The sequence below is a fragment of the Staphylococcus sp. GDX8P54P genome (genome assembly GCF_017893165.1).
In the GTDB taxonomy this organism is placed as follows: Bacteria; Bacillota; Bacilli; order Staphylococcales; family Staphylococcaceae; genus Staphylococcus; species Staphylococcus borealis.
Genome location: NZ_JAESMM010000008.1, coordinates 51,943 through 72,341 on the forward strand (window position 1 = coordinate 51,943; position 20,399 = coordinate 72,341).

The following is a 20,399-nucleotide window of genomic DNA, read 5'->3' on the forward strand; positions in this document are numbered from 1 at the left end:
ATAATTGAAATTTGAATGATAACACCTTAATTAAATAGAGAACGATTCATTAAATGTTTTGCTTAAAAGATAATACTAAGATTGGTAATCAGGTTGGCGTCAAAATTTTGTTAAGGTTAATCATCAAAATCCATGCAACCTATCACGTTGATAACACGCTTAAATCAAATTGATTCACATCTGTCAGCTACTGCCAGAACAATAAAATAGACTGAGACATTTTATTTTGTCCCAGCCTCATGAATTTCTATCATAACTTTAGATTAGAATTTTAAGTTTTTGAATTTATCACCAAAGACATCGCCAAGTGTTGGATTATCTTCGTTTGAATCATTACTTAAATAAGATTGAGTTGTAGCATCATCGCTTTCAACGACATCTTCTTTAGGTAAAGTAGCTTTGATTGAAAGTGAAATACGTTCATTTTCTTCATCAATACCTAAAATTTTAACATTAACTTGTTGCCCTGGCTCAAGCTTTTCACCTGGTGTACCGATATGTTCATGTGCAATTTCTGAAATATGAACTAAGCCTTGTACACCTGGTGCGATTTCAACGAAAGCACCAAAGTTAGCTAAACGTACAACTTTACCTTCGACAACATCATCTTCATGGAATTGTCCTTTAATACTTTCAAATGGTGTTGGTAAAGTGTCTTTAATAGAAAGTGAAATACGTTCTGCATCTTTCTCTACAGATTTAACTTTCACATCTACTTCTTGTCCTACAGAAACAACATCTTCTGGAGAATCAACATGTTCGTGTGAAAGTTCTGAAACGTGGACTAAGCCATCTACGCCACCGATATCAACGAAAGCACCAAAGTTAGTTAGACGAGCTACTTTACCTTTAATAACATCGCCTGCATTTAATGATTCTAGTAAAGAAGCTTTTTTAACATCATTTTCAGCTTGCTCTACTGCTTTACGGCTTAAAATGACTCTATTATTTTCAGGATCTAATTCTTCTACTTTGATACGAATAGTTTGTCCTTCAAATACAGAGAAATCTTCAATGAAATCAGTTGAAATGAGTGAAGCAGGTACGAAACCACGTTGACCTACATCTACAACTAGGCCACCTTTAACTACTTCTGTAACTTTTGCTTCAATTATTTCATCATTATCTAATTTTTCTTGTAAATATTCATATGATTTTTCAGTTTCAAGTTGACGTTTAGAAAGAATATACGCACCTGAGTCATTTTCTTCATCAACTTCTATTTTAGTAACATATGCTTCTATTTCATCACCTTGTTTAACAACCTCACTAGGGTTTTCAATATGATGAGTTGAAAGTTGGCTAATAGGAATAATACCATTGAATTTGCCACCATTAATATGAACTACGACTTGTTTGTCTTCAACTTGTTGAACCTCACCAGTGACTTTGTCACCTTCTTTAATATCATTAATCATTGATTCATTGAATTCTTCAGTCATCTTATTTGCCTCCTTATACACTACATACATATAACATCTTATAAACCAGTAGAATTGTCAAGAAATTCCCCTTTAGTTTCATAAGTTCTTAAAAAAATTATCAATTATCAAAATTATTAAATAGAAATTTAACTGATTTGTAACTTTTAAAGATTTATAATTTTAATGAACCTTAATAAATGTTATACGATTTAAACAGTGATTAATTATTACCACTTTTAATTATATAGAATAAAAATAGCTATTTAAAATAATTCGCACTTTATTCTAAATTAAGTACAAATTATTCTATATAGCTATTATTGCTCATTTATAAATTGTTAACCAAGTTCATTATTTCTTCAGTTACTTCTTCAATCGTTTTGCCAGTTGTATCCACTGTAATCGCATCGTCTGCTTTTTTTAAAGGTGAAATGTCACGATTCATATCATAGTGGTCTCTTTCTTCAATTTCTTTTTTTAGTTGCGATAATGTTGAAGGAATACCACGTTGTTCATTTTCTTTTTGTCGTCTTTCAGCTCTCTCCTCAACTGAAGCAATCATGTACACCTTTAATTCTGCATTTGGTAGCACTACTGTGCCAATATCGCGTCCATCCATGACGATCCCTTTTTTTGCTGCTAGGTCTTTTTGTTTTTCAACTGCAAATGTTCTAACAGGCGCTTTAGAAGCGACATAGGATACATTTTGAGTCACATCATTTTCTCTTAAAAAATCTGTAACGTCTTGATCATCTAATAAGATACGTTGTCCTTTACTTTTATCATAAGTTAATTCTAAAGTAGTTTGATCAACGAGTGCTTTAAAATCTTCAGGTTTATTATTTTGAAGATATTTATAAGTTATTGCGCGATACATTGCACCAGTATCAACGTATATCATTGATAATTTACTAGCAACTTGTCGAGCAATTGTACTTTTACCTGCTGCTGCAGGACCATCCAAGGCAATATTTATTAAGTCCATATTATTTTATCCTTCCTTGTTGTTTTGTTTGTATTATTTTATCATAAATATGTAAATCAAAAATAGGAGGAACGCAATGAAGCGATTATTAGTTATACATACTGGTGGTACGATTAGCATGTCTCAAAATCAATCCAACCAAGTAGTAACAAATGATGTAAATCCAATATCTTTACATACAGACATTATTGGTCAATACGCTGACGTAGATGAAATCCATCCATTTAACATTCCGTCTCCACACATAACAATTCAAAACGTTGAACAATTGAGAAATATCATTATTGATGCAAATAAGACAAATCAATACGATGGTTATGTGATTACACACGGAACAGACACGCTTGAAGAAACTGCATATCTTCTTGATTTATTAATAGATATTCGATATCCAGTTGTGATTACTGGAGCGATGAGATCTTCAAATGAAATTGGTTCTGATGGTTTATATAATTTTATTTCGGCCATTCGTGTAGCTTCATCCAGCGATGCGCAAGACAAAGGTGTAATGGTCGTATTCAATGATGAAATACATACTGCCAGAAATGTCACTAAGACGCATACGTCTAACATTAATACCTTCCAAAGTCCTAATCAAGGTCCATTAGGTATTTTAACCAAAGATAATGTTCAATTTTATAATCAGCCCTATCAACAACAGTCTTTTAATACAGTCAATCATGAGTTAAGCGTGCCATTGATTAAAGCGTATATGGGGATGGACAGTGACATATTTAACTTCTATTCACAACAGCATGTAGATGGTATTGTCATTGAAGCTTTGGGTCAAGGTAACTTGCCACCAAGTTGCTTAAATGGCGTTCAATCATGCTTGGACAATAAAATACCAATTGTGTTAGTTTCAAGATCCTTTAATGGTATTGTAAGCCCTGTATATGCCTATGATGGCGGTGGGTTCCAATTATCAAATAAAGGTTTAATATTTTCGAATGGATTAAATGGTCCGAAAGCGAGACTAAAATTATTAATTGGTTTAAGTAATCATCTTAATACGTCAGAATTGAAGCATTATTTTGAAAAGCAAAATTAGCAAGGGCCGAAAAAAGTCGCATTGAATTGAATCTGATCAGAATAAAATAAGATAACAAGGGAGTGGGACAGAATTCTTTTTAAATTCGTCGTCCCACTCCCAACTTACTTTGCTTGTAAAATCACTTTCGTGATTTTTTGTGTTGGGGCCCCGCCCCAAGGATGACTAGAACTGAGAAAAGCTTGATTTAAGCGCCTTCTCAGTTCAGTCAGCTACTGCGAATTTGCAAAATAGCTTCATTAGATTATTTTTGTCCCGGACTCTTCTATTTAGCTACTATGAAAGTGCATTGTAGCTATGAAATATTTATCTCGTTGCGTTTAGCATTTTATGATTACACCTTAACTTTCGAGAGGTGTTTGTTTTTTACTTAAAATGCTTTGGGTAATAATCCCTCCATGATATTTACCGTTTTCAATGAAGATTGCATTATTATCATTACCAGCAGCAATGACGCCGGCAATATAACAATTCTCTACATTTGTCTCAAACGTTTCTTTATTATGAACTGGCGCAGTACCGAATTCATTTGTATTGATTTCTATTCCAATTGATTCTAAAAAGTCGTAATCAGGATGGTATCCTATCATCGCGAATACATGATCATTAGGTATTTCAATTAATTTACCTGCTTTTTCATAAATCACACTATTTTCAGTGATTTCAGTTACATTAGCATTAAATTCCATTGTGATTTTTTCATGATTAACTAATGATTCAAAGTTAGGTAAAATCCATGGTTTAATAGCAGATGAATAACGATCGCCTCTATATAATACAGTTACATTTGCGCCAGCTTTTTCTAATTCTAATGCCGCGTCAACTGCAGAGTTTTTACCACCAATTACAGTTACATTTAAATTGAAATAAGGATGTGCTTCTTTGAAGTAATGTTGTACTTTCGGAAGTTCTGCACCTTTAACCTCTAATGTATTATGTTGACCATAATATCCAGTTGCAACAGTTAAGAATTTACATTCATACACATCTTTGGTAGTTGTTATAGTAAATTTATTATCAATCTTTTTAACAGTTAACACTTCTTCAAATGCATGAACATTTAATTGGTGATGTTTAACAACTTCTCTATAATAAACTAACGCTTGATTGCGTCGAGGTTTACTTTCTTCAACGATAAATGGTATATCGCCAATACTCAATTTATCACTAGATGAGAAGAATGTTTGATGTGTTGGATATTTATATATAGCATCTACAACATTCCCTTTTTCGATGACTAATGTTTCAATACCCTTTCTTTTTTGTTCGATAGCAGCACTTAAACCGCATGGGCCTCCGCCGATTATAATACTTTCTATGCTTTGCATGTCATTGGCCTCCTTTAATCACCAATTAATTATAGCAGTTGTAACATGATTTCTAAATAGAATCGCACCTATAATATTTACAATTTAATGAGATTATAAGTTTTATAAAGAAAACAGGGATAGGACCGAATTCTTTTTGAATCCATTGTCCTACCCCTGCAAGGTTAGCTAAAATGAGAGATATGCTTAATTTAAGCACCCTCTCAATTTTAGTCTGCTACGATGAATGAACAACGTAGCATTATTTTTTAATTTTTATCCTATAGCCATTTTAATTTAATGTCATTATTGTGGAATTACTAATCTTTGGCCATTTGAAATGTTATTACTAGATAAGCCGTTCGCTTGTTTAAGTTTGTTAACATTTTCAACAGTACCTTCTCCGTAGTATTGAATCGCGATACGATATAGGTTCTCGTTACCTGATACGACATGCGTTTGTTGTCCTGAATTAGTATTATTTGATTGATTGTTATTACTATTATTTTGATTACCACTGTTCTGAGTGGCTTGTGAATTAGCATTATCACTGTTGCTATTTGAATTATAAGCATCGCTATCTGATGATGAACTGTTGTCAGATGCGTTTGATGAATCATTGTTGCCAGAAGTACTACTATTATCATCGCTTGAATTACTTGATGATTCATTATCACTTGTAGCTTTGTCACTTGAGTCATCATCTTTAGTAGCATTATCTTTATTTTTATCATTGTCGTCGCTAGCTTTGTCTTTGCTATCTTTGTTTGCAGTTTGTTCAGTTTTGTTATTATCAGCTTGGTCGCTATCTTTTTTATCATTGTTTAAATACATACCAATAAAGATAGCAAGTGCTGCTAGAATAAGTAATAACGCAATTAATGGAAGTAAAAGACCTGCTAAACCACGTTTCTTTTTACCGTTATGAGCTTGGAATCCATCATTATCCTCTTGATGTTTTTTATCATTGTGTTCTTCATTCGTATGATTATCTTTATGATTATGATGGTCTTTATTATCTTTTTTATGTTTTGCGGCTGCTACGCCAGCAGCACCAGCGGCACCTGCAGCACCAGCACCGACTGCAGCTTTTTTCCCTTTATTACCTTTTTTTGATTCATCTTTAGAAAGATGTTCTTGATTGTCATCGAGTTGCTTTTCATTGTTATGTTTTCTATTACGATTACGCTTATGATCATGTTCTAAATGATCGTCATCTTTATGTTCATTATGATTTGAACGATGATTCGTGTCTTTATTTCGTTTATCCTTAGCAGCTTTGGCGCCTGCAGCACCAGCGACACCAGCACCACCAGCTAGTGCAGCATCTTTACCATGTTTTGACTTATCATGTTTGTTTGCATCGATATGCTCTTGGTGATCACGACGGTGACGATCATCATCATTTAAACTTTCATTATCATAGTCTTTATCGTGCTTTCTACTTGATGCTTCATGATGATGATTTTCTCGAGACGATTGATTATTAAAGTCTCTTTCGGGTGAGTGTTCATCATCTTTATGTATTGATGCTTTATCTAATTGATTCTCTTTTTGATTGTGTTGTAACTCATTTAAAGAGTCTTCATCGTGTCGGTCATCAAGTGAACCAGTAGCATTTGAATCAGAAGTTTGATTATCGAATTTTCTGTTTTTATTTGTAGCTTGGTTTCGTCTTCTTTGACGTCTTTGTGCATTTCTAGGTGGGAATTGTTGATCTGATTGATTCTCAAATTCATCTGAATGGTTTGAGTTATCATCAAACTCATTTGTGTTTTCTTCGAATTGGTCATCAGAATTGATAGACTGACGATTTTTTTCGAAATCATCTCTAAAATTATTTTTAGACACGGTCATCATCCTCTCTTAATTAAATATTTTAATATCACATACCATATACCCCACAAAGTGTGAAATATGTATAGTATCACGATATTTCTTGAAAAAACTTTAAGTATTTTAATTATATCCTCTTAAAATAATTTTAGTAAAGAAAAGCAACTATACTTTAAATAAATATTTTAACTTTTCACTATAATTTAATTTTCTTTTAACTTTTTTTCGGTTTGTAACGTGAATGGATTCTAAATCCGAATCAATATCACAGCATTGTTTAGGTTGAATTGGTGTATCACCAAAAAATTCTAATAAATAGCGGCGTCTACATTGATCTAAAGACGTATATCCAATCATCCTTTGATAACCTAATTTTTTACGTATTAAAGCGTTGTTGAATATTGATTTAAGCACTTTGGATGAATATCTTTGGCTCAAAATGGATAGAATTTCTTCCTTTTGTGGTGGTAGGAATACGCCAATATCAAAAGCGTCAATATCTTCAGTTGTAATCGCATCACTAAAAAGTAATGTTTCCAATATAAAGCTGTCATCTGGTTGATATAGGCTTATCGCTTGGCTTGGTAAATTATCTCTACCTGCTCTACCTATTTCTTGTAAATAGTTTGATGGACTTGTAGATAAATGAAAGTGAATCACTGTTCTAATATCTTTTTTATTGACCCCCATACCGAAAGCGCTTGTGGCCACAATAACGGGTATAAAATTTTCCATAAATTGATTTTGAACGGTATGACGTTCTTGATAGGATAGATCACCGTGGTATATACCAGTTAAATAACCATGATGATAAATCATGGTCGCTAATTCTAAGCATACTTTTTTGGATGAAACATAAATGATTGTAGGTCCAGATTGTTCTAAAAAGTTTAATAACCACTTGATTTTACTATCATCATCATCAAAATTGAGATGTGAAAAAGCAATATTTTGCCGATTCATAGAAGTCTTAATAACAGTTAATTCCTTAGATAAAATAAGGTTTAAATCTTTTTCGAGATGAGGTGGTGCTGTCGCCGTTAGGGCTAATATGGTTGCATTCTTGTAATAAGATGTAATTTCTCCAATAATTGCATAGTGTGGTCGAAAATCATATCCCCATTCTGATAGACAATGTGCCTCATCGAGTACGATTAAACCGAAATCTATGTTCTTAATTAATTTGAAATTTTGAGATTGTAACATAAATTCTGGACTTAAAAACACAAATCGACTTTTTTGTAGTAAATTTATATTTTGCCTTTTTTCATTTTCATCCATACCTGAGTGAATAGAAGCAACTAATTTCTCTCCTTGAGATTTCAATTGCATGACTTGGTCATCCATAAGAGAGATTAAAGGTGAAATGATGAGAGTTGGCTTTTCTTTTATATAAGTTGGCATTTGATAACATAAACTTTTGCCACTACCTGTTGGAAGAATTCCTAACGTATCTTTATCACTCAATACGCTTTCAATAATTTCTTTCTGACCCGGATTAAATGAGGAAAAACCGAACCATTCTTTTAATTTATCTTCAAGCACTTAACTCACCTCTTTCAATTCCGATAATTAGTAATTTGATTTGAAAATAAGATAATTGATTGAATTGTTCTTTATATATTTTTAATCGATATCCTCTATTCTGATGATAGAATTCTATGAACGAATTATAATCTGTCGTACTTACATATTGTTGATACGCTGTAAAATAACCTTTAATAAATAATTCAAGCACATGGTCTTCAATCGTATTGATTTTAACATTTTGAGTCACTGCAGCTTCATTCATTGAAAGTCCTTTGAGTAATTGATGATATGTAATTGTAGTTTTATTTAGTAATGTAGGTAAAATAATGGTTTGAGATAATATCGGAAATTGTTCTTTATGCTCTAATGCAAACATCATTTGAACTAAATTATTCAATTCATGGACAAATAAATCGGTTACTGGTATGTCTTCAATAAGAGAAACTTGTTGACGCGTATACATTGGTTCTTCATACCCTTGTAGATAATAATGAATCAAACAGTTGCCATTGCACGTTTCATTAATGATATGAAAAAGCTGCTCAATTTCATTTTCTAAATCATCAATTAAGTCACTCTCGATGATAGTTGAATATAATTGCTTTACTTTATTTTGAACTGTGACTTGTTGCGTAATAGGTATAAAGTCTAAATGATTATTTTTGTAATGCGTCATCGTTTGTATAAGTAATTGAATACAACTAAATGTTTGAATGATACTATCGTATGTAAACCTTGGATGAATGGTAATGTTGATATTCTGGTCATCATTACTATTCAAAAATCGCTCAAAAGACGGATATTTTAATTTAGGTAAACTGTGATATAATGATAAAAGTTGTTGGGAACATGCATCAAAAAAAGTTTGATGTGATTTTTTCCCAATTAAAATATTATAGATACTTTTATTGGTTTTATATTCGAATGAATGATTTGATGCATAGGTAATAATAGAATGCATTAATGATTCCTCACTTTATGTAACTAATAAAATAGTAAATAAATTAATCGAAGTGTTAGTTAACATTTGTTATATTAGTGTAGCATTTTTATCAAAGGAGGCGAAGAATTTGGCAAAGTATACAATCGTTGATATGGATACATGTATTGCTTGTGGCGCATGTGGTGCTGCGGCGCCAGACATTTACGATTATGACGACGAAGGTATTGCTTTCGTAATCCTTGATGATAATCAAGGTACTGCAGAAGTACCAGAAGAATTATATGAAGATATGGAAGATGCTCTTGAAGGTTGTCCAACTGATTCAATTAAAATTGAAGAAGAACCATTTGATGGTGATGCCCTTAAATTTGAATAGTTTATGGCACAATCAAATAAATATTAAATCTCCTATTGCTGCGTACTTCATTCAGCAATAGGAGATTTTTTTATGATAAAACGCGTTTTAATCGATTGTATAATAGTACAAATATAATTGAAATCACAACACCTTTAATAATATTAAAAGGTATAACACCAGATAAAATGACGATTTTTAAATTATTAAATACATCTCCTAAATTAAAAATCATCCCATATAAAGGAAGTAACACAAAGTAGTTTAATACACTTAACACAATAGTCATAACTATAGTACCAATTGCGAGTCCTATAACTAAAGAACGTGGCGTATGTGTATGTTGTCTTTGACGTTTTGTAACATAGTAAGCGGATAATAAGAAACTCACACCTGCTAAAAAGTTAGCAACTGGGCCCACTGGATCGCCCATGTTAAATAAAAAGTTAAGTATATTTTTTATAAGTGCTACAATAATACCAGCAACGGGACCCAAAAGGAATGTTGCTAATAATGTTGGCACATCACTAAAGTCTAATGTTAAGTATGGCGGTAAAAATGGTAGCGGAAATTTAATAAATGTTAAAATGAACGCTATCGCACTTAACATACTTATCGTGATAAGACGTTTGTTTTGTTGCATATTGAATTATCTCCTTCCATTCATCTTACTTAGAATAGGAGATAATTTTGCACAACAAAAAATCTCCATCTTCTCCCATCCAGACTATACTGTCGGCTTCAGATTTTCACTGAATCAGCCACTTCATAAGAAGCGGGTCGCAGGCTTGAATTACTGCCGGTTGGGACTTACACCCTACCCCGAAGATGAATTATAACTATATATTAATTTAATTTTTATATTACCTTATGTGAGCGCATTGCGCAATCATGGTGCTTAAACTGATTAGATAAAAAAAGAGTGAAATCAGATTCAACATGAATTCTGACCCACTCTTGGTCTAGTAATTTCATTTTTAGAATAAAAGCTAGTACGTTAAGTCAAACGTCGTGATGTACGAGTTTCTACTGTAACTTAAATTAAAGCGCTTGATAGATAAGTGCGTATGATTGTAATCATATTAGCACTTAGGTTTAGGTAATTTAATGATAAATGTTGTACCTTTGTTTACTTCGCTTTCTACTTGAATAGAACCACCATGTTCTTCGATAATCATTTTGCAAATAAATAGTCCTAAACCAGTACCTTGTTTCCCTCTCGTTCTTGATGCTTCGACTTTATAAAATCTATCAAAAACAAGTTCAAGATGTTCCGGAGATATACCACTTCCGGTATCGCTAATGTACAATGTCTGATATGTGTCATCAGATGATGAAGTGATTGTAATTGAATCACCTGGTTGAGTATAACGTGTGGCATTATCAATCAGATTTGTTAGTACTTGATCAATACGGTCGGCATCATAATCCCACAATTCATCAGTCATTTCTGGCGCAAGTGACATGTCTAACTCTAAATCTTGTGCCTGTTGTTTATACTTCATTTGCATTTTATTTAATAAAGGTTTAATGGGTTGTTTCTCTTTATTAACAGTTAAACCTTCTGCATCCATACGCGCTACATTCAATAATTCATTGACTAGACGATTTAAACGTTTTGTTTCATCAAGCACGATAGATAAAGAGTCTCGAATTTCATCGGGCTCTGTTACAATGCCATCTACAATGGACTCTGTATACCCTTGTAATAAAGAAATAGGAGTTCTCAATTCATGTGAAACGTTAGCAATGAAGTCTTTTTTCATTTGATCAAGATTATGTTCATTGGTCATATCTCTAATAATGACTACTAGACCACTACGGCCATCTTGTTGGATTCGCTCGATATAACTCATGATAATGACATAATATTTGTTATTAATTTCGTATTCTTGGAATTCTGTATTCTTTGAAACAAATGTTTTTTCGATTTGCTTTTCAATGTCTTTATATACAGGTGCACTAAGTGATTTAGTAATATCATCAGCCATTTTATTTGAAAGGATAACTTCTCTTTTGTCATTTAGACCTAGTACACCTTCTATCATAGAATTGATTAGACTATCTCTAATATTTTTTTGAGTTGAAAGTGCTTCAATATTCTCTTGTATTTCAGAACTCATATGATTGAAAGTATGTGATAATTCACCTATTTCATCTTTAGTTGAGACGCTTGTCTGTTTAGAATAGTCCCCTTTAGATATATTTAACGCTTGCGTTCTAAGTTGTCTCAAAGGCTTTGTAATTCTATTTGATAAAAAGAAAGCAAATACAGTTGAAATGGCAATAAAGATAATCGCAGTAATTAGAATGATAATTGTAATTGCATTATTCGTATCTTCAATAGATTTCAAATCTTGATATATAAATACAGCACTATACTTTGAGTTTGCATTGTCTTGTGCTTTCATTGGATAGCCCAATAGAATATAAGAGTGCGAATTACCATTATTACTAATGGTAATATTTTGGGTAGTAGATTTACCCTTTGAAAAGACTTGTTGGAATTGGGCGTTATTGTGTATTGCTTCAAGCATTTTATTTTTAGTTTCACTATTAGAATGATTAAGACTTGAAGTTTTATTTGCCATAATAATCACGCCACCTGAGCCATCAATTAATTGTTGGCTATGTTGAATGGCTAACGTCTTATTTTCTGCTTGTTCAACTAAGTGACTAATTCTAGACGCGTCTTCCCTTATAGCATTTTCAGTTTGTTGGGTGTAATAATACTGTATAAATGTAATTAAAGCTGCACTTAATAAAATTAAAACTGTCGTTACTATGAAAAGTATAGTTAACCACAGTTTTATTACCACACTATTTAGTCGGTTCGTCATTAGACTTTACCTCGAATTTGTAACCAACACCCCATACAGTTTGAATCATATGTGCAGCATCTTCAGATACACGATTAAGTTTCTCGCGAAGGCGTTTTACATGAGTGTCTACCGTTCTTAAATCTCCGTAAAACTCATAATGCCATACTTCTTTTAATAGTTGTTCACGATCAAAAACTTTATTAGGTGTCTTAGCTAAATAAATAAGTAACTCATATTCTTTAGGCGTTAAATTCACTTGTTGATTATCAGCTAAAACGCGATGAGCATCATTATCAATGATTAAATGATTAAATTCTATAACATCTCTTGCGTGAGGTTCACTTTGTTCAGGTTTAGAAGATTGCGTTCTACGCAATAATGCTTTAACTCTTAATACAACTTCTCTTGGAGAGAATGGTTTAACAATATAGTCATCAGCGCCTGATTCAAACCCCTCAACCCTATTTGTTTCTTCACCTTTAGCAGTAAGCATAATAATAGGTGTGTCTTTATGTTCACGTAATTTAGATGCCACTTCAATTCCATCCATCTCTGGTAGCATCAAGTCTAAAAGTATGCACGCATAGTCATTCTCCATTGCAAGATCATAGGCTTCTTTACCATCACTTGCTTCATGAATCGTAAACGATTCTCTCTCTAGGTAGAGTTTAAGTAACCTTCTAATTCTATCCTCATCGTCTACAATTAAAATTTCGTTTGTCATTTTGTTTATACCTCCTACACATGCTCAATACACTCAATATTATAGCATATAGCATGATTGAAAGCTTTACTTTAAAGTTAACTTTGTGAAAAAAATAGCAAGAGAAATTAAGTTAAATTAAATTCTCTTACTATTGTAAAATATTATTTATTTATTTTCCATTTTCTGCCATGTGTCTTAATACTTTAACTTCATGGGGTGTTAGGACTCTACCCTCACCTGCATTTAAACCTTTAAGATTTAAGTTGCCGAACTCAATTCTTGTTAATTTATCAACTTGGTGACCAAAGTGTTCAAACATACGACGAACTTGACGATTTCTACCTTCGCTTATAGTAATTTCTACAAGTGTAGTGTTTTTATCTTTATCCTGTTTTTTTACTTTCACTTGTGCTGGTTGTGTAAACCCATCTTCTAGTTCGATCCCTTTTTCTAAAGCTTTGACTTCTTCTCGCATGAGATATCCTTTTAATTTAGCAACATACTTTTTCTGAATGTGGTATCTAGGGTGTGTCATTAAATTAGTAAATTCACCATCATTTGTTAGTAGTAATAGACCTGAAGTATCATAATCTAATCTGCCAACTGGATAAATTCTAGTCTCTAAATCTTTAAAATAGTCTGTGACTACTGTACGTCCTCTATCATCAGACACACTTGTAATCACTTGCGTTGGTTTGTAGAATAATATATACATTTTGTCTTCTTGTTCTATTTTAATACCTTCTACTTCAACAGTATCAGAACTTTTAACTTTAGTACCTAATTCAGTCACAGTTTCACCGTTGACTTTTACCTTTCCTTCTGAAATTAAAGTTTCAGCTTTTCTGCGTGATGTATACCCACTATTAGCAATGCGTTTTTGAAGCCTTTCTAATTCTTTGCTCATTTCGTATCTCCTTTTTGATTTACTAAATTACTAAAGAAATCTTCCATCTCTTCTTCATCTTCTTCAGTAGTTGGTAAATCTTCAATTTTTTCTATTCCGAATACATTTAAAAATAAATCTGTTGTTTGTAAAGCATGACTACGAGAATTTTCCACATCTTTTGCTTCAATTAAACCACGGGCAATTAAAGTTCTAACTGCACCATCGGAATTAATGCCTCTAATTAATTCGATATCATTCCGCGTTAATGGTTGATTATATGCAATAATCGACAATGTTTCCATTGCTGCCTGTGATAACTTCATATTTGATTTTTGTTCAATGAGTTGTTCAATATAAGGTGATGCTTCTTTCTTTGAAGTTAAGATATAAGTTGAACCAAATTTTTGAATCATTAAACCACTTGAAGTATACGATGACACTAATTCAGCTAATTTTGCTTGATTAATATCTAGAATCTCTAAAATTTGCTTTTCTTCAAGACCTTCATCTCCAGCTGTATATAGCAATGCCTCTATGATTCCATGTTTATCCAAGATTAAAATTCACTCCTCTAACGATACGTATATCATCAAAATTTTTAACTTGTTCAATATTGATTTGTCCAGATTTAGACATTTCTAATATTGCTAAGAAGTGAGTAACCACTTGTTCTAATGGTTCACTAAAAGTAAACAAACTAAAGAAGTTAAACGATGTATGATGTTTTAATTGTGTCGTTACTTTTTCAGTTGCTTGTTGAATCGTAAAGCTTTCTTTAACGATGTCAACAGTCTTAGGTGTATTAAGTGCTAGTCTATTTTTAACACGTTGATAAGCAACAATTAAATCAGTTAAATCTAATGTTTGACTCTGATCCCATGTGACGTCTTTTTCAAGATGGGATAAATCAGTTGGGTGCTTAGTGAAATAGTGCTCGCGTGCTTCTTTCTTTTCGGCTAATAATTCTGTATATTCTTTATAATTTTGATATTCAATAAGTCGACCTACTAAATCTTCTCGTGGATCTTCCTCTAAATGTTCATCAACATCATGTTGCGGTAGCAATAATTTGCTTTTGATCATTAATAACTCTGATGCCATAACTAAATATTCACTCGCTATATTGATTTCTAATTGTTTCATAGCGTGAACATATTGCATATATTGTTCTGTTAATGATTTCATAGGTATATCATAAATATCAATTTCATATTTTTGAATTAGGTGTAGTAATAAATCTAACGGGCCATTGAAGGCATCTAATTTTACTTCATACATGTTAATCGTCCTTATACTGAATCTAAATCGTGCATAATTTACTAAAGTATTATAGCATGAATATTACAAACATTAAATTAAGGATGAGTCGGATTGGAAAAAGCCTTAATCGATTTTTATTATTATTTTCATAAACAGCAACATTATTTCTTATGTCATGATATTTTAGAGGATGCATGGAAAGCAAATAGTCAGTTTTCTAAAAAGGATGGCATTGTAAGCCTAATTTTATTTTCTACTGCCATGTATCATTATAGAAGAGGAAATACCAAAGGTGCGCGGATAACTTTTGAGAAGTCATTAAATACTTTTAATGACGCATGTGATAAAACAGTGCTAAATCTTAGTGAACACGCATTTCAAACATTAATTGTGAATGAGATTAAAGCTATAGATGACTTGAAACCATTCAAACCGGTATATTTGCCTATCAATTCAAACTTTGAAAAACAAATAATTGATAGGTATCCAGATTATTCATTTACATTTCTTTCTACTGAAGATAATTATATTGTTAATTACCACAAACTGAGAGATAGAAGCGATGTGATCAATGCCAGACAACAAGCATTGATGTATAAAAAGCGGATGAGGAGTTGGATGGATGATTAGTTAAAATTCAAACTGCCACTAAATAACTCGCTTTACTGTAGAAATAAAGCGTAATCTATTAGTGACTGAGACAAAAAATATAGTAATACTATTTGGAATTTTCCCAATAGTTGACTTAACGAAGAAGACACTTAAGTCAAGTTGCTTTTAGCTCTAGCAGTCTTTTAAGGAAGAGCCCCAGCAAAAAGAATATCACTAAGACATTCTTTTTGCTGCGGTTACATCGAATTCAAGAAATATTCTGTCTCCTCCCCACTCCTCATTCCTTGATATAAACCAATCTCCTTTTAAATAGTCATCTATCTATAATTAATCATTACTATAAATACTTAATTCTTTTAAGCTCTTGGGTGGAATTGATTATACATCTGTCTAATCTGAGTTTTAGAAACATGTGTATATAATTGTGTAGTCGAAATATCAGAATGGCCTAACATTTCTTGAACTGCACGTAAATCTGCACCATTCTCCAATAGGTGTGTTGCAAATGAGTGTCTTAACGTATGAGGTGTCAATGTTTTATTGATATTTGCCTTTAAACCATACTGTTTAATTAGTTTCCAAATACCCTGACGTGTCAATGGTCGTCCATGCATATTTAAAAAAAGCACGTTTGTGACGGTTTTTTTTAGTAATTGAGGTCTAACAGAATTGATATATGTGTCTAAATATTCGATTACAGTATCCCCTAATGGGATAATACGTTCTTTGTTCCCTTTACCAAACACTTTTACAAACCCCATAATTAAATTCACATCGTCTATCTCGATTTGTATTAATTCAGTCACACGCATTCCAGTCGCATATAATAATTCGAGAATTGTACGGTCGCGGTATCCATTATTTTTATTCAAATCTGGTGTTTCAAGTAACTGAATCACTTCTTCAACATCTAATACATCTGGAAGTTTCTTCTCATACTTAGGCGTTTCAATAAGAACTGTAGGATCTTTCGCTGCATATTTCTCACGTAGCGCAAATTGATGGAAACTGCGAATCGTTGAAATAAATCGCGCAATAGATTTTGCAGAAGCGCCCTGATCTATTAAATGACCTAGACATTCTTGGATCGTTTGTCTATCAATAAAATCAATATGCGCAATTTTGTTTTCTTGCATATATATTTGATATTTTTTTAAGTCTCTGCGATAGGCACCTATCGTATTCTCGCTTAAGCCTTTTTCGATTTGTATAAATTTTAAATATTCTTCAATAATTGTTTCCATTACAACACCTCTATTTGAATAGACTCACATTAAACTATGATGTGATATTAAGAAAGACTAAGACAATCATTTGAAATTGTCCTAGCCTATTATTTGTTTATTTTCCTTTTGCTTGGCATTCAGCACAAACACCGTGAAATGTTAATCTGTGATCTAAAATTTTGAAGTTATATTCTGTTTCGACTCTTTCTTCAACTTGTGGTAGTAAATCTTCATGGATTTCATCTACTTTACCACATTCCATGCACACTAAATGGTGATGGAAATGTTTAGCGCCCTCTTTTCTTAAATCGAAACGAGCAACACCATCACCAAAATTAATTTTATCGACAACTTTTATTTCGGCGAGAAGTTCTAAAGTTCTATAGACAGTAGCTAAACCTATTTCAGGTGCTTTGTCTTTTACTTTCAAATATACATCTTCAGCACTAAGATGATCTTTTTCATTTTCAATTAGAACACGGACAGTAGCTTCTCTTTGTGGTGTTAATTTATATGAAGATTGTTGTAATTGTTGTTTTACGCGATTTAATCGTTCTTCCATGGGAGCGACACTCCTCTATTAATAATTATAATCATTTTAAATTGAAAATATTTCAATTACTAAATTACCAATATTTTCAATTAAATGCAAGCTATTTACAGCACTTAATTAGAATGATTATAATTTAATAATATATACTGCAACCCAATGATTGTTTTAGCATCCTCGATTTCATGATTATCAAGTAATGCTTTTATTTCTGAAATAGGCACTTTATGCAATTCTACAAACTCATCTTCATCTAAATTAAGTTGACCTTCACTTAGTTTACTGCTGAAATAAATCGTAAGTTTCTCATTGGTGAACCCAGGGCAACCATACATGTCAGTAACAAATTCTAAGTTATTTGCAACATAACCTGTCTCTTCTTCTAATTCGCGTTTAGCAGCTTCTTCACGTATTTCATCTTGTTCTAATTTTCCAGCTGGAATTTCTAATAATGCTTTTTCAACTGGTTTACGAAATTGTTTAACAAGTAATACCTCATCATTTGGTGTTATTGCACAAACTGCTACCGCACCGTTATGATAAACTAATTCTCTTCTAGATGTATTCCCATCAGGCAATTCTACATCATGTATTTCTAAATCAATAATTTTACCATTGTAAATAACAGTTCTATCGAAAGTTTTCTCATTAAATTCCAAAAAATTCACGTCCCTTTTAATTCAGTATATAAATTGGTAAGATGAATGCGTTACTTAAAGTGTATCGAAAGGAGATTGGACATGCAAAAGAATATTTTAAAGAGTGGCATCGAAATTTCAGAATTAGGATTAGGATGTATGAGTTTAGGCACAGATTTTGCCAAGGCTGAACCTATCATTGAAAAAGCGATTGAAAGTGGTATTACGTATTTTGATACTGCAGATATTTATGACAGAGGCGTTAACGAAGAAATTGTAGGCAAAGCTTTAAAAAAATATCAAAATAGGGATGATATTATAATTGGAACGAAGGTAGGAAATCGTCCTACTGAAGATGGCGGGACTACATGGGATCCATCTAAACAATATATTAAGGAAAGTGTTAAAGGTTCTTTACAACGATTAGGATTGGACCATATCGATTTATATCAATTACATGGTGGAACAATAGATGATCCATTAGATGAAACGATCAGTGCATTTAATGAGTTAAAACAAGAAGGTATTATTAAAGCCTATGGTATTTCTTCAATCCGCCCTAATGTTATCGATTATTATTTAAAACATAGTGAAATCGAGACAATTATGTCTCAATTCAATTTAATTGATAATCGACCAGAACAATTATTAAATGACATACATGCCAATGGTGTTAAAGTATTAGCACGCGGCCCTGTGTTTAAAGGGTTATTAACTTCTAATAGTATTGATGCCCTAGATCATAAATTTAGTGAGGGCATATTTGATTATACACATCATGATTTAGGCGAAACGATTGCTTCAGTTAAAGAAATAGAAAGTAATCTTAGTGCTTTATCTTTTGAATATTTAAAATCTCACGATGCACTTGGTGCAATCATCGTTGGCGCTAGTTCACCACAACAATTAGAAGAAAATGTTAATAATTACAATAAACATGTAAGCCTTGATCAAGTAAAAGCAGCTCGAGACAGAGTGAAAAATTTAGAATACACACAACATTTAAAATAATGTAGTTATAATACAGAAGCGTTTGAGACATAAATGATGTAAAAATACTATTTTGCAAAACCTCGGTGCGGGATGGGACTAAGAATTCATAAAAGAATTTTGACCCACTCCCGCCTTTTTATTACATCTCAAATCTAACTTTAATACTGCTTATAGTAAGTATAATGACCATTGTGATTTTCGTCTTTGATAGTCACATTCATGATTTCACCTCTCAAAATTAATTCGTGAAATTTGAAATCTATGAATGATTGTTCGTCAGCATTTAATAAGTCATAATTATTCTCCCCTATTAAATCTGCAATTGTAAAAATGGAATGCGGCGGTAGTGCATTCATATTCTCAATACATTGTTTAACGTTATGGTTTACACAACATAACATACAATCACTCCGATCTATAGTTTGTTTTTGAATAAAAATGGAAAAAGTGATTCAAGCAACCTAGGGAATAAGTGATAAAATTTTAAAGTGGTGTGCATCCATTTAGGTTGATTGATTTCACATTTACGTTCAATTATCCCTTTAATAACATCATTAGCTAATAAAGTTGGATCTAACATCATTGCGTCATACTTGTGTGCATAAGCGAGACTTGGGTCTGCCTTTTCATGAAATGCTGTTCTAATCGGACCAGTATTCACAGACATTACATGAAAAGATGGGTGTTCCAGTCGTAGTGCATTTAATACCGCATTTAATGCCGCTTTAGACGCACCGTAATGCGCGGCATTAGCTTGTGTGACAAAAGCAGCTTGACTAGAGATTCCAACAATACTCGCGTGTGGAGACAATTGGTTCATTAAAGCATGTAATAATAAATTAAACCCGATAATATTAACTTCATACGTTTCTGTCATTTCATCAGGGGTGTGTTGGTTGATTGATTTAAAGTACCCTAAACCAGAACTATAAATAATGCCATCTATTTGCGTATCGATATATTGAGGTAATTGGCTAATTGCATGTTTGTCTTGCATATCACACGGAATCATTTGGACATTATGTTCATATGGTGAGAAGTCAATGTGTTTATATTTTTGTTTGCTTCTAGCAAGTAATGTAACATGCGCGCCCTTTTGAATAAGCTGTTTAGTGATTTCGAGACCTAAGCCGCTTGTACCACCAGTTACCACATAGTGTTTACCTATCATAGACATTTCCTCTCTAACTTTGAATAATTTTATATTACCTTAAAATATTTAGTGTATAAAGTTTTCTAGTAATTGAGTTATATCTAATTGCATGCACTAAC

General features: G+C 32.3%; 21 protein-coding genes and 1 riboswitch. Of the genes, 4 read left to right on the plus strand and 17 right to left on the minus strand.

All coding sequences use genetic code 11. The features are described 5' to 3' along the window. Positions 1 to 263: 263 nt before the first annotated feature. Positions 264 to 1,442 carry a 30S ribosomal protein S1 gene (gene rpsA, locus KA909_RS03420; protein ID WP_053029443.1) on the minus strand — a complete coding sequence of 393 codons (1,179 nt, stop codon included), beginning with the start codon at positions 1,440 to 1,442 and terminating at the stop codon, positions 264 to 266. Between the two features lie 310 nt (positions 1,443 to 1,752). After that, positions 1,753 to 2,409, minus strand: a complete 657-nt coding sequence (gene cmk / locus KA909_RS03425) for a (d)CMP kinase (RefSeq protein WP_075108764.1) — start codon at positions 2,407 to 2,409, stop codon at positions 1,753 to 1,755. 76 nt (positions 2,410 to 2,485) lie between these two features. On the opposite strand from cmk, the gene KA909_RS03430 reads away from it, so the two are divergent. Further along, a complete protein-coding gene (locus KA909_RS03430) occupies positions 2,486 to 3,460 on the plus strand; it encodes an asparaginase (RefSeq protein WP_193839321.1) in 975 nt (324 codons plus the stop codon). Positions 3,461 to 3,801: 341 nt separating this feature from the next. Here KA909_RS03430 and ypdA read toward each other — a convergent pair whose 3' ends face one another. The 4 genes from ypdA to KA909_RS03450 form a co-directional block, all read right to left on the minus strand. Then, positions 3,802 to 4,788 (minus strand): bacillithiol disulfide reductase YpdA, encoded by a 987-nt coding sequence (ypdA, locus tag KA909_RS03435; RefSeq protein ID WP_075109241.1) that lies wholly within the window; start codon positions 4,786 to 4,788, stop codon positions 3,802 to 3,804. A gap of 285 nt (positions 4,789 to 5,073) precedes the next feature. After that, positions 5,074 to 6,624, minus strand: a complete 1,551-nt coding sequence (gene ebpS / locus KA909_RS03440; protein WP_228480710.1) for an elastin-binding protein EbpS — start codon at positions 6,622 to 6,624, stop codon at positions 5,074 to 5,076. A 144-nt stretch (positions 6,625 to 6,768) separates the two neighbouring features. Next, complete coding sequence (locus KA909_RS03445; protein ID WP_210129961.1) at positions 6,769 to 8,148, minus strand: RecQ family ATP-dependent DNA helicase; 1,380 nt, start codon at positions 8,146 to 8,148, stop codon at positions 6,769 to 6,771. Next, the gene (locus KA909_RS03450; protein ID WP_210129962.1) at positions 8,141 to 9,094 is read right to left on the minus strand and encodes a YpbB family protein; all 954 of its coding nucleotides are present in this window, start codon (positions 9,092 to 9,094) and stop codon (positions 8,141 to 8,143) included. The genes KA909_RS03445 and KA909_RS03450 overlap by 8 nt, the downstream gene beginning before the upstream one ends. A gap of 109 nt (positions 9,095 to 9,203) precedes the next feature. Here KA909_RS03450 and KA909_RS03455 point away from each other — a divergent pair, with 109 nt between their 5' ends. Beyond that, complete coding sequence (locus KA909_RS03455) at positions 9,204 to 9,452, plus strand: ferredoxin (RefSeq protein ID WP_002449743.1); 249 nt, start codon at positions 9,204 to 9,206, stop codon at positions 9,450 to 9,452. A gap of 70 nt (positions 9,453 to 9,522) precedes the next feature. Here KA909_RS03455 and KA909_RS03460 read toward each other — a convergent pair whose 3' ends face one another. The 6 genes from KA909_RS03460 to KA909_RS03485 all read right to left on the minus strand — a co-directional run bounded on the left by KA909_RS03460 (position 9,523) and on the right by KA909_RS03485 (position 15,126). After that, positions 9,523 to 10,074, minus strand: a complete 552-nt coding sequence (locus tag KA909_RS03460) for an ECF transporter S component (RefSeq protein WP_193839317.1) — start codon at positions 10,072 to 10,074, stop codon at positions 9,523 to 9,525. A gap of 63 nt (positions 10,075 to 10,137) precedes the next feature. Beyond that, a riboswitch (FMN riboswitch) is annotated at positions 10,138 to 10,265 on the minus strand. A 248-nt stretch (positions 10,266 to 10,513) separates the two neighbouring features. After that, on the minus strand, positions 10,514 to 12,271 hold the full coding sequence (locus KA909_RS03465) for an ATP-binding protein (RefSeq protein WP_193839316.1): 1,758 nt from the start codon (positions 12,269 to 12,271) through the stop codon (positions 10,514 to 10,516). Further along, entirely contained in the window at positions 12,252 to 12,977 is a 726-nt protein-coding gene (locus KA909_RS03470; RefSeq protein ID WP_053029451.1) for a response regulator, read from the minus strand. The genes KA909_RS03465 and KA909_RS03470 overlap by 20 nt, the downstream gene beginning before the upstream one ends. Before the next feature lie 151 nt (positions 12,978 to 13,128). Further along, complete coding sequence (locus tag KA909_RS03475; protein WP_053029452.1) at positions 13,129 to 13,866, minus strand: pseudouridine synthase; 738 nt, start codon at positions 13,864 to 13,866, stop codon at positions 13,129 to 13,131. Next, a complete protein-coding gene (scpB, locus tag KA909_RS03480) occupies positions 13,863 to 14,402 on the minus strand; it encodes an SMC-Scp complex subunit ScpB (RefSeq protein WP_193839315.1) in 540 nt (179 codons plus the stop codon). The genes KA909_RS03475 and scpB overlap by 4 nt, the downstream gene beginning before the upstream one ends. Beyond that, positions 14,395 to 15,126 (minus strand): segregation and condensation protein A, encoded by a 732-nt coding sequence (locus KA909_RS03485; protein WP_193839314.1) that lies wholly within the window; start codon positions 15,124 to 15,126, stop codon positions 14,395 to 14,397. The genes scpB and KA909_RS03485 overlap by 8 nt, the downstream gene beginning before the upstream one ends. 93 nt (positions 15,127 to 15,219) lie before the next feature. On the opposite strand from KA909_RS03485, the gene KA909_RS03490 reads away from it, so the two are divergent. Next, positions 15,220 to 15,738, plus strand: coding sequence for a DUF309 domain-containing protein (locus KA909_RS03490; protein WP_193839313.1), 519 nt, complete (start codon positions 15,220 to 15,222; stop codon positions 15,736 to 15,738). Between the two features lie 338 nt (positions 15,739 to 16,076). Here the strand turns inward: KA909_RS03490 and xerD are convergent, their stop codons facing one another. The 3 genes from xerD to KA909_RS03505 all read right to left on the minus strand — a co-directional run bounded on the left by xerD (position 16,077) and on the right by KA909_RS03505 (position 18,155). After that, on the minus strand, positions 16,077 to 16,964 hold the full coding sequence (gene xerD / locus KA909_RS03495) for a site-specific tyrosine recombinase XerD (protein WP_070854997.1): 888 nt from the start codon (positions 16,962 to 16,964) through the stop codon (positions 16,077 to 16,079). A gap of 97 nt (positions 16,965 to 17,061) precedes the next feature. After that, entirely contained in the window at positions 17,062 to 17,508 is a 447-nt protein-coding gene (fur, locus tag KA909_RS03500; RefSeq protein ID WP_011275714.1) for a ferric iron uptake transcriptional regulator, read from the minus strand. A 104-nt stretch (positions 17,509 to 17,612) separates the two neighbouring features. After that, complete coding sequence (locus tag KA909_RS03505) at positions 17,613 to 18,155, minus strand: NUDIX domain-containing protein (protein ID WP_193839311.1); 543 nt, start codon at positions 18,153 to 18,155, stop codon at positions 17,613 to 17,615. A gap of 81 nt (positions 18,156 to 18,236) precedes the next feature. On the opposite strand from KA909_RS03505, the gene KA909_RS03510 reads away from it, so the two are divergent. Further along, positions 18,237 to 19,145: an aldo/keto reductase gene (locus KA909_RS03510; protein WP_193839310.1), complete on the plus strand. Its 909-nt coding sequence runs from the start codon at positions 18,237 to 18,239 to the stop codon at positions 19,143 to 19,145. Positions 19,146 to 19,285: 140 nt separating this feature from the next. On the opposite strand, the gene KA909_RS03515 is transcribed toward KA909_RS03510, so the two are convergent. Both KA909_RS03515 and KA909_RS03520 read right to left on the minus strand, forming a co-directional pair. Beyond that, entirely contained in the window at positions 19,286 to 19,528 is a 243-nt protein-coding gene (locus KA909_RS03515) for a hypothetical protein (RefSeq protein ID WP_193839309.1), read from the minus strand. 14 nt (positions 19,529 to 19,542) lie between these two features. Further along, a complete protein-coding gene (locus tag KA909_RS03520) occupies positions 19,543 to 20,298 on the minus strand; it encodes an SDR family NAD(P)-dependent oxidoreductase (protein WP_193839308.1) in 756 nt (251 codons plus the stop codon). Positions 20,299 to 20,399: the final 101 nt, after the last annotated feature.

Bases quoted from the DNA above. Each gene is read 5' to 3' on its own strand.
- KA909_RS03430 (WP_193839321.1), top strand. From the start codon at position 2,486: ATGAAGCGATTATTAGTTATACATACTGGTGGTACGATTAGCATGTCT.
- fur (WP_011275714.1), bottom strand. From the start codon at position 17,508: ATGGAAGAACGATTAAATCGCGTAAAACAACAATTACAACAATCTTCA.
- KA909_RS03470 (WP_053029451.1), bottom strand. From the start codon at position 12,977: ATGACAAACGAAATTTTAATTGTAGACGATGAGGATAGAATTAGAAGG.
- KA909_RS03510 (WP_193839310.1), top strand. From the start codon at position 18,237: ATGCAAAAGAATATTTTAAAGAGTGGCATCGAAATTTCAGAATTAGGA.
- cmk (WP_075108764.1), bottom strand. From the start codon at position 2,409: ATGGACTTAATAAATATTGCCTTGGATGGTCCTGCAGCAGCAGGTAAA.
- KA909_RS03485 (WP_193839314.1), bottom strand. From the start codon at position 15,126: ATGTATGAAGTAAAATTAGATGCCTTCAATGGCCCGTTAGATTTATTA.
- xerD (WP_070854997.1), bottom strand. From the start codon at position 16,964: ATGGAAACAATTATTGAAGAATATTTAAAATTTATACAAATCGAAAAA.
- KA909_RS03520 (WP_193839308.1), bottom strand. From the start codon at position 20,298: ATGATAGGTAAACACTATGTGGTAACTGGTGGTACAAGCGGCTTAGGT.
- KA909_RS03475 (WP_053029452.1), bottom strand. From the start codon at position 13,866: ATGAGCAAAGAATTAGAAAGGCTTCAAAAACGCATTGCTAATAGTGGG.
- rpsA (WP_053029443.1), bottom strand. From the start codon at position 1,442: ATGACTGAAGAATTCAATGAATCAATGATTAATGATATTAAAGAAGGT.
- KA909_RS03460 (WP_193839317.1), bottom strand. From the start codon at position 10,074: ATGCAACAAAACAAACGTCTTATCACGATAAGTATGTTAAGTGCGATA.
- KA909_RS03465 (WP_193839316.1), bottom strand. From the start codon at position 12,271: ATGACGAACCGACTAAATAGTGTGGTAATAAAACTGTGGTTAACTATA.
- KA909_RS03450 (WP_210129962.1), bottom strand. From the start codon at position 9,094: ATGCATTCTATTATTACCTATGCATCAAATCATTCATTCGAATATAAA.
- ypdA (WP_075109241.1), bottom strand. From the start codon at position 4,788: ATGCAAAGCATAGAAAGTATTATAATCGGCGGAGGCCCATGCGGTTTA.
- ebpS (WP_228480710.1), bottom strand. From the start codon at position 6,624: ATGACCGTGTCTAAAAATAATTTTAGAGATGATTTCGAAAAAAATCGT.
- KA909_RS03515 (WP_193839309.1), bottom strand. From the start codon at position 19,528: ATGTTATGTTGTGTAAACCATAACGTTAAACAATGTATTGAGAATATG.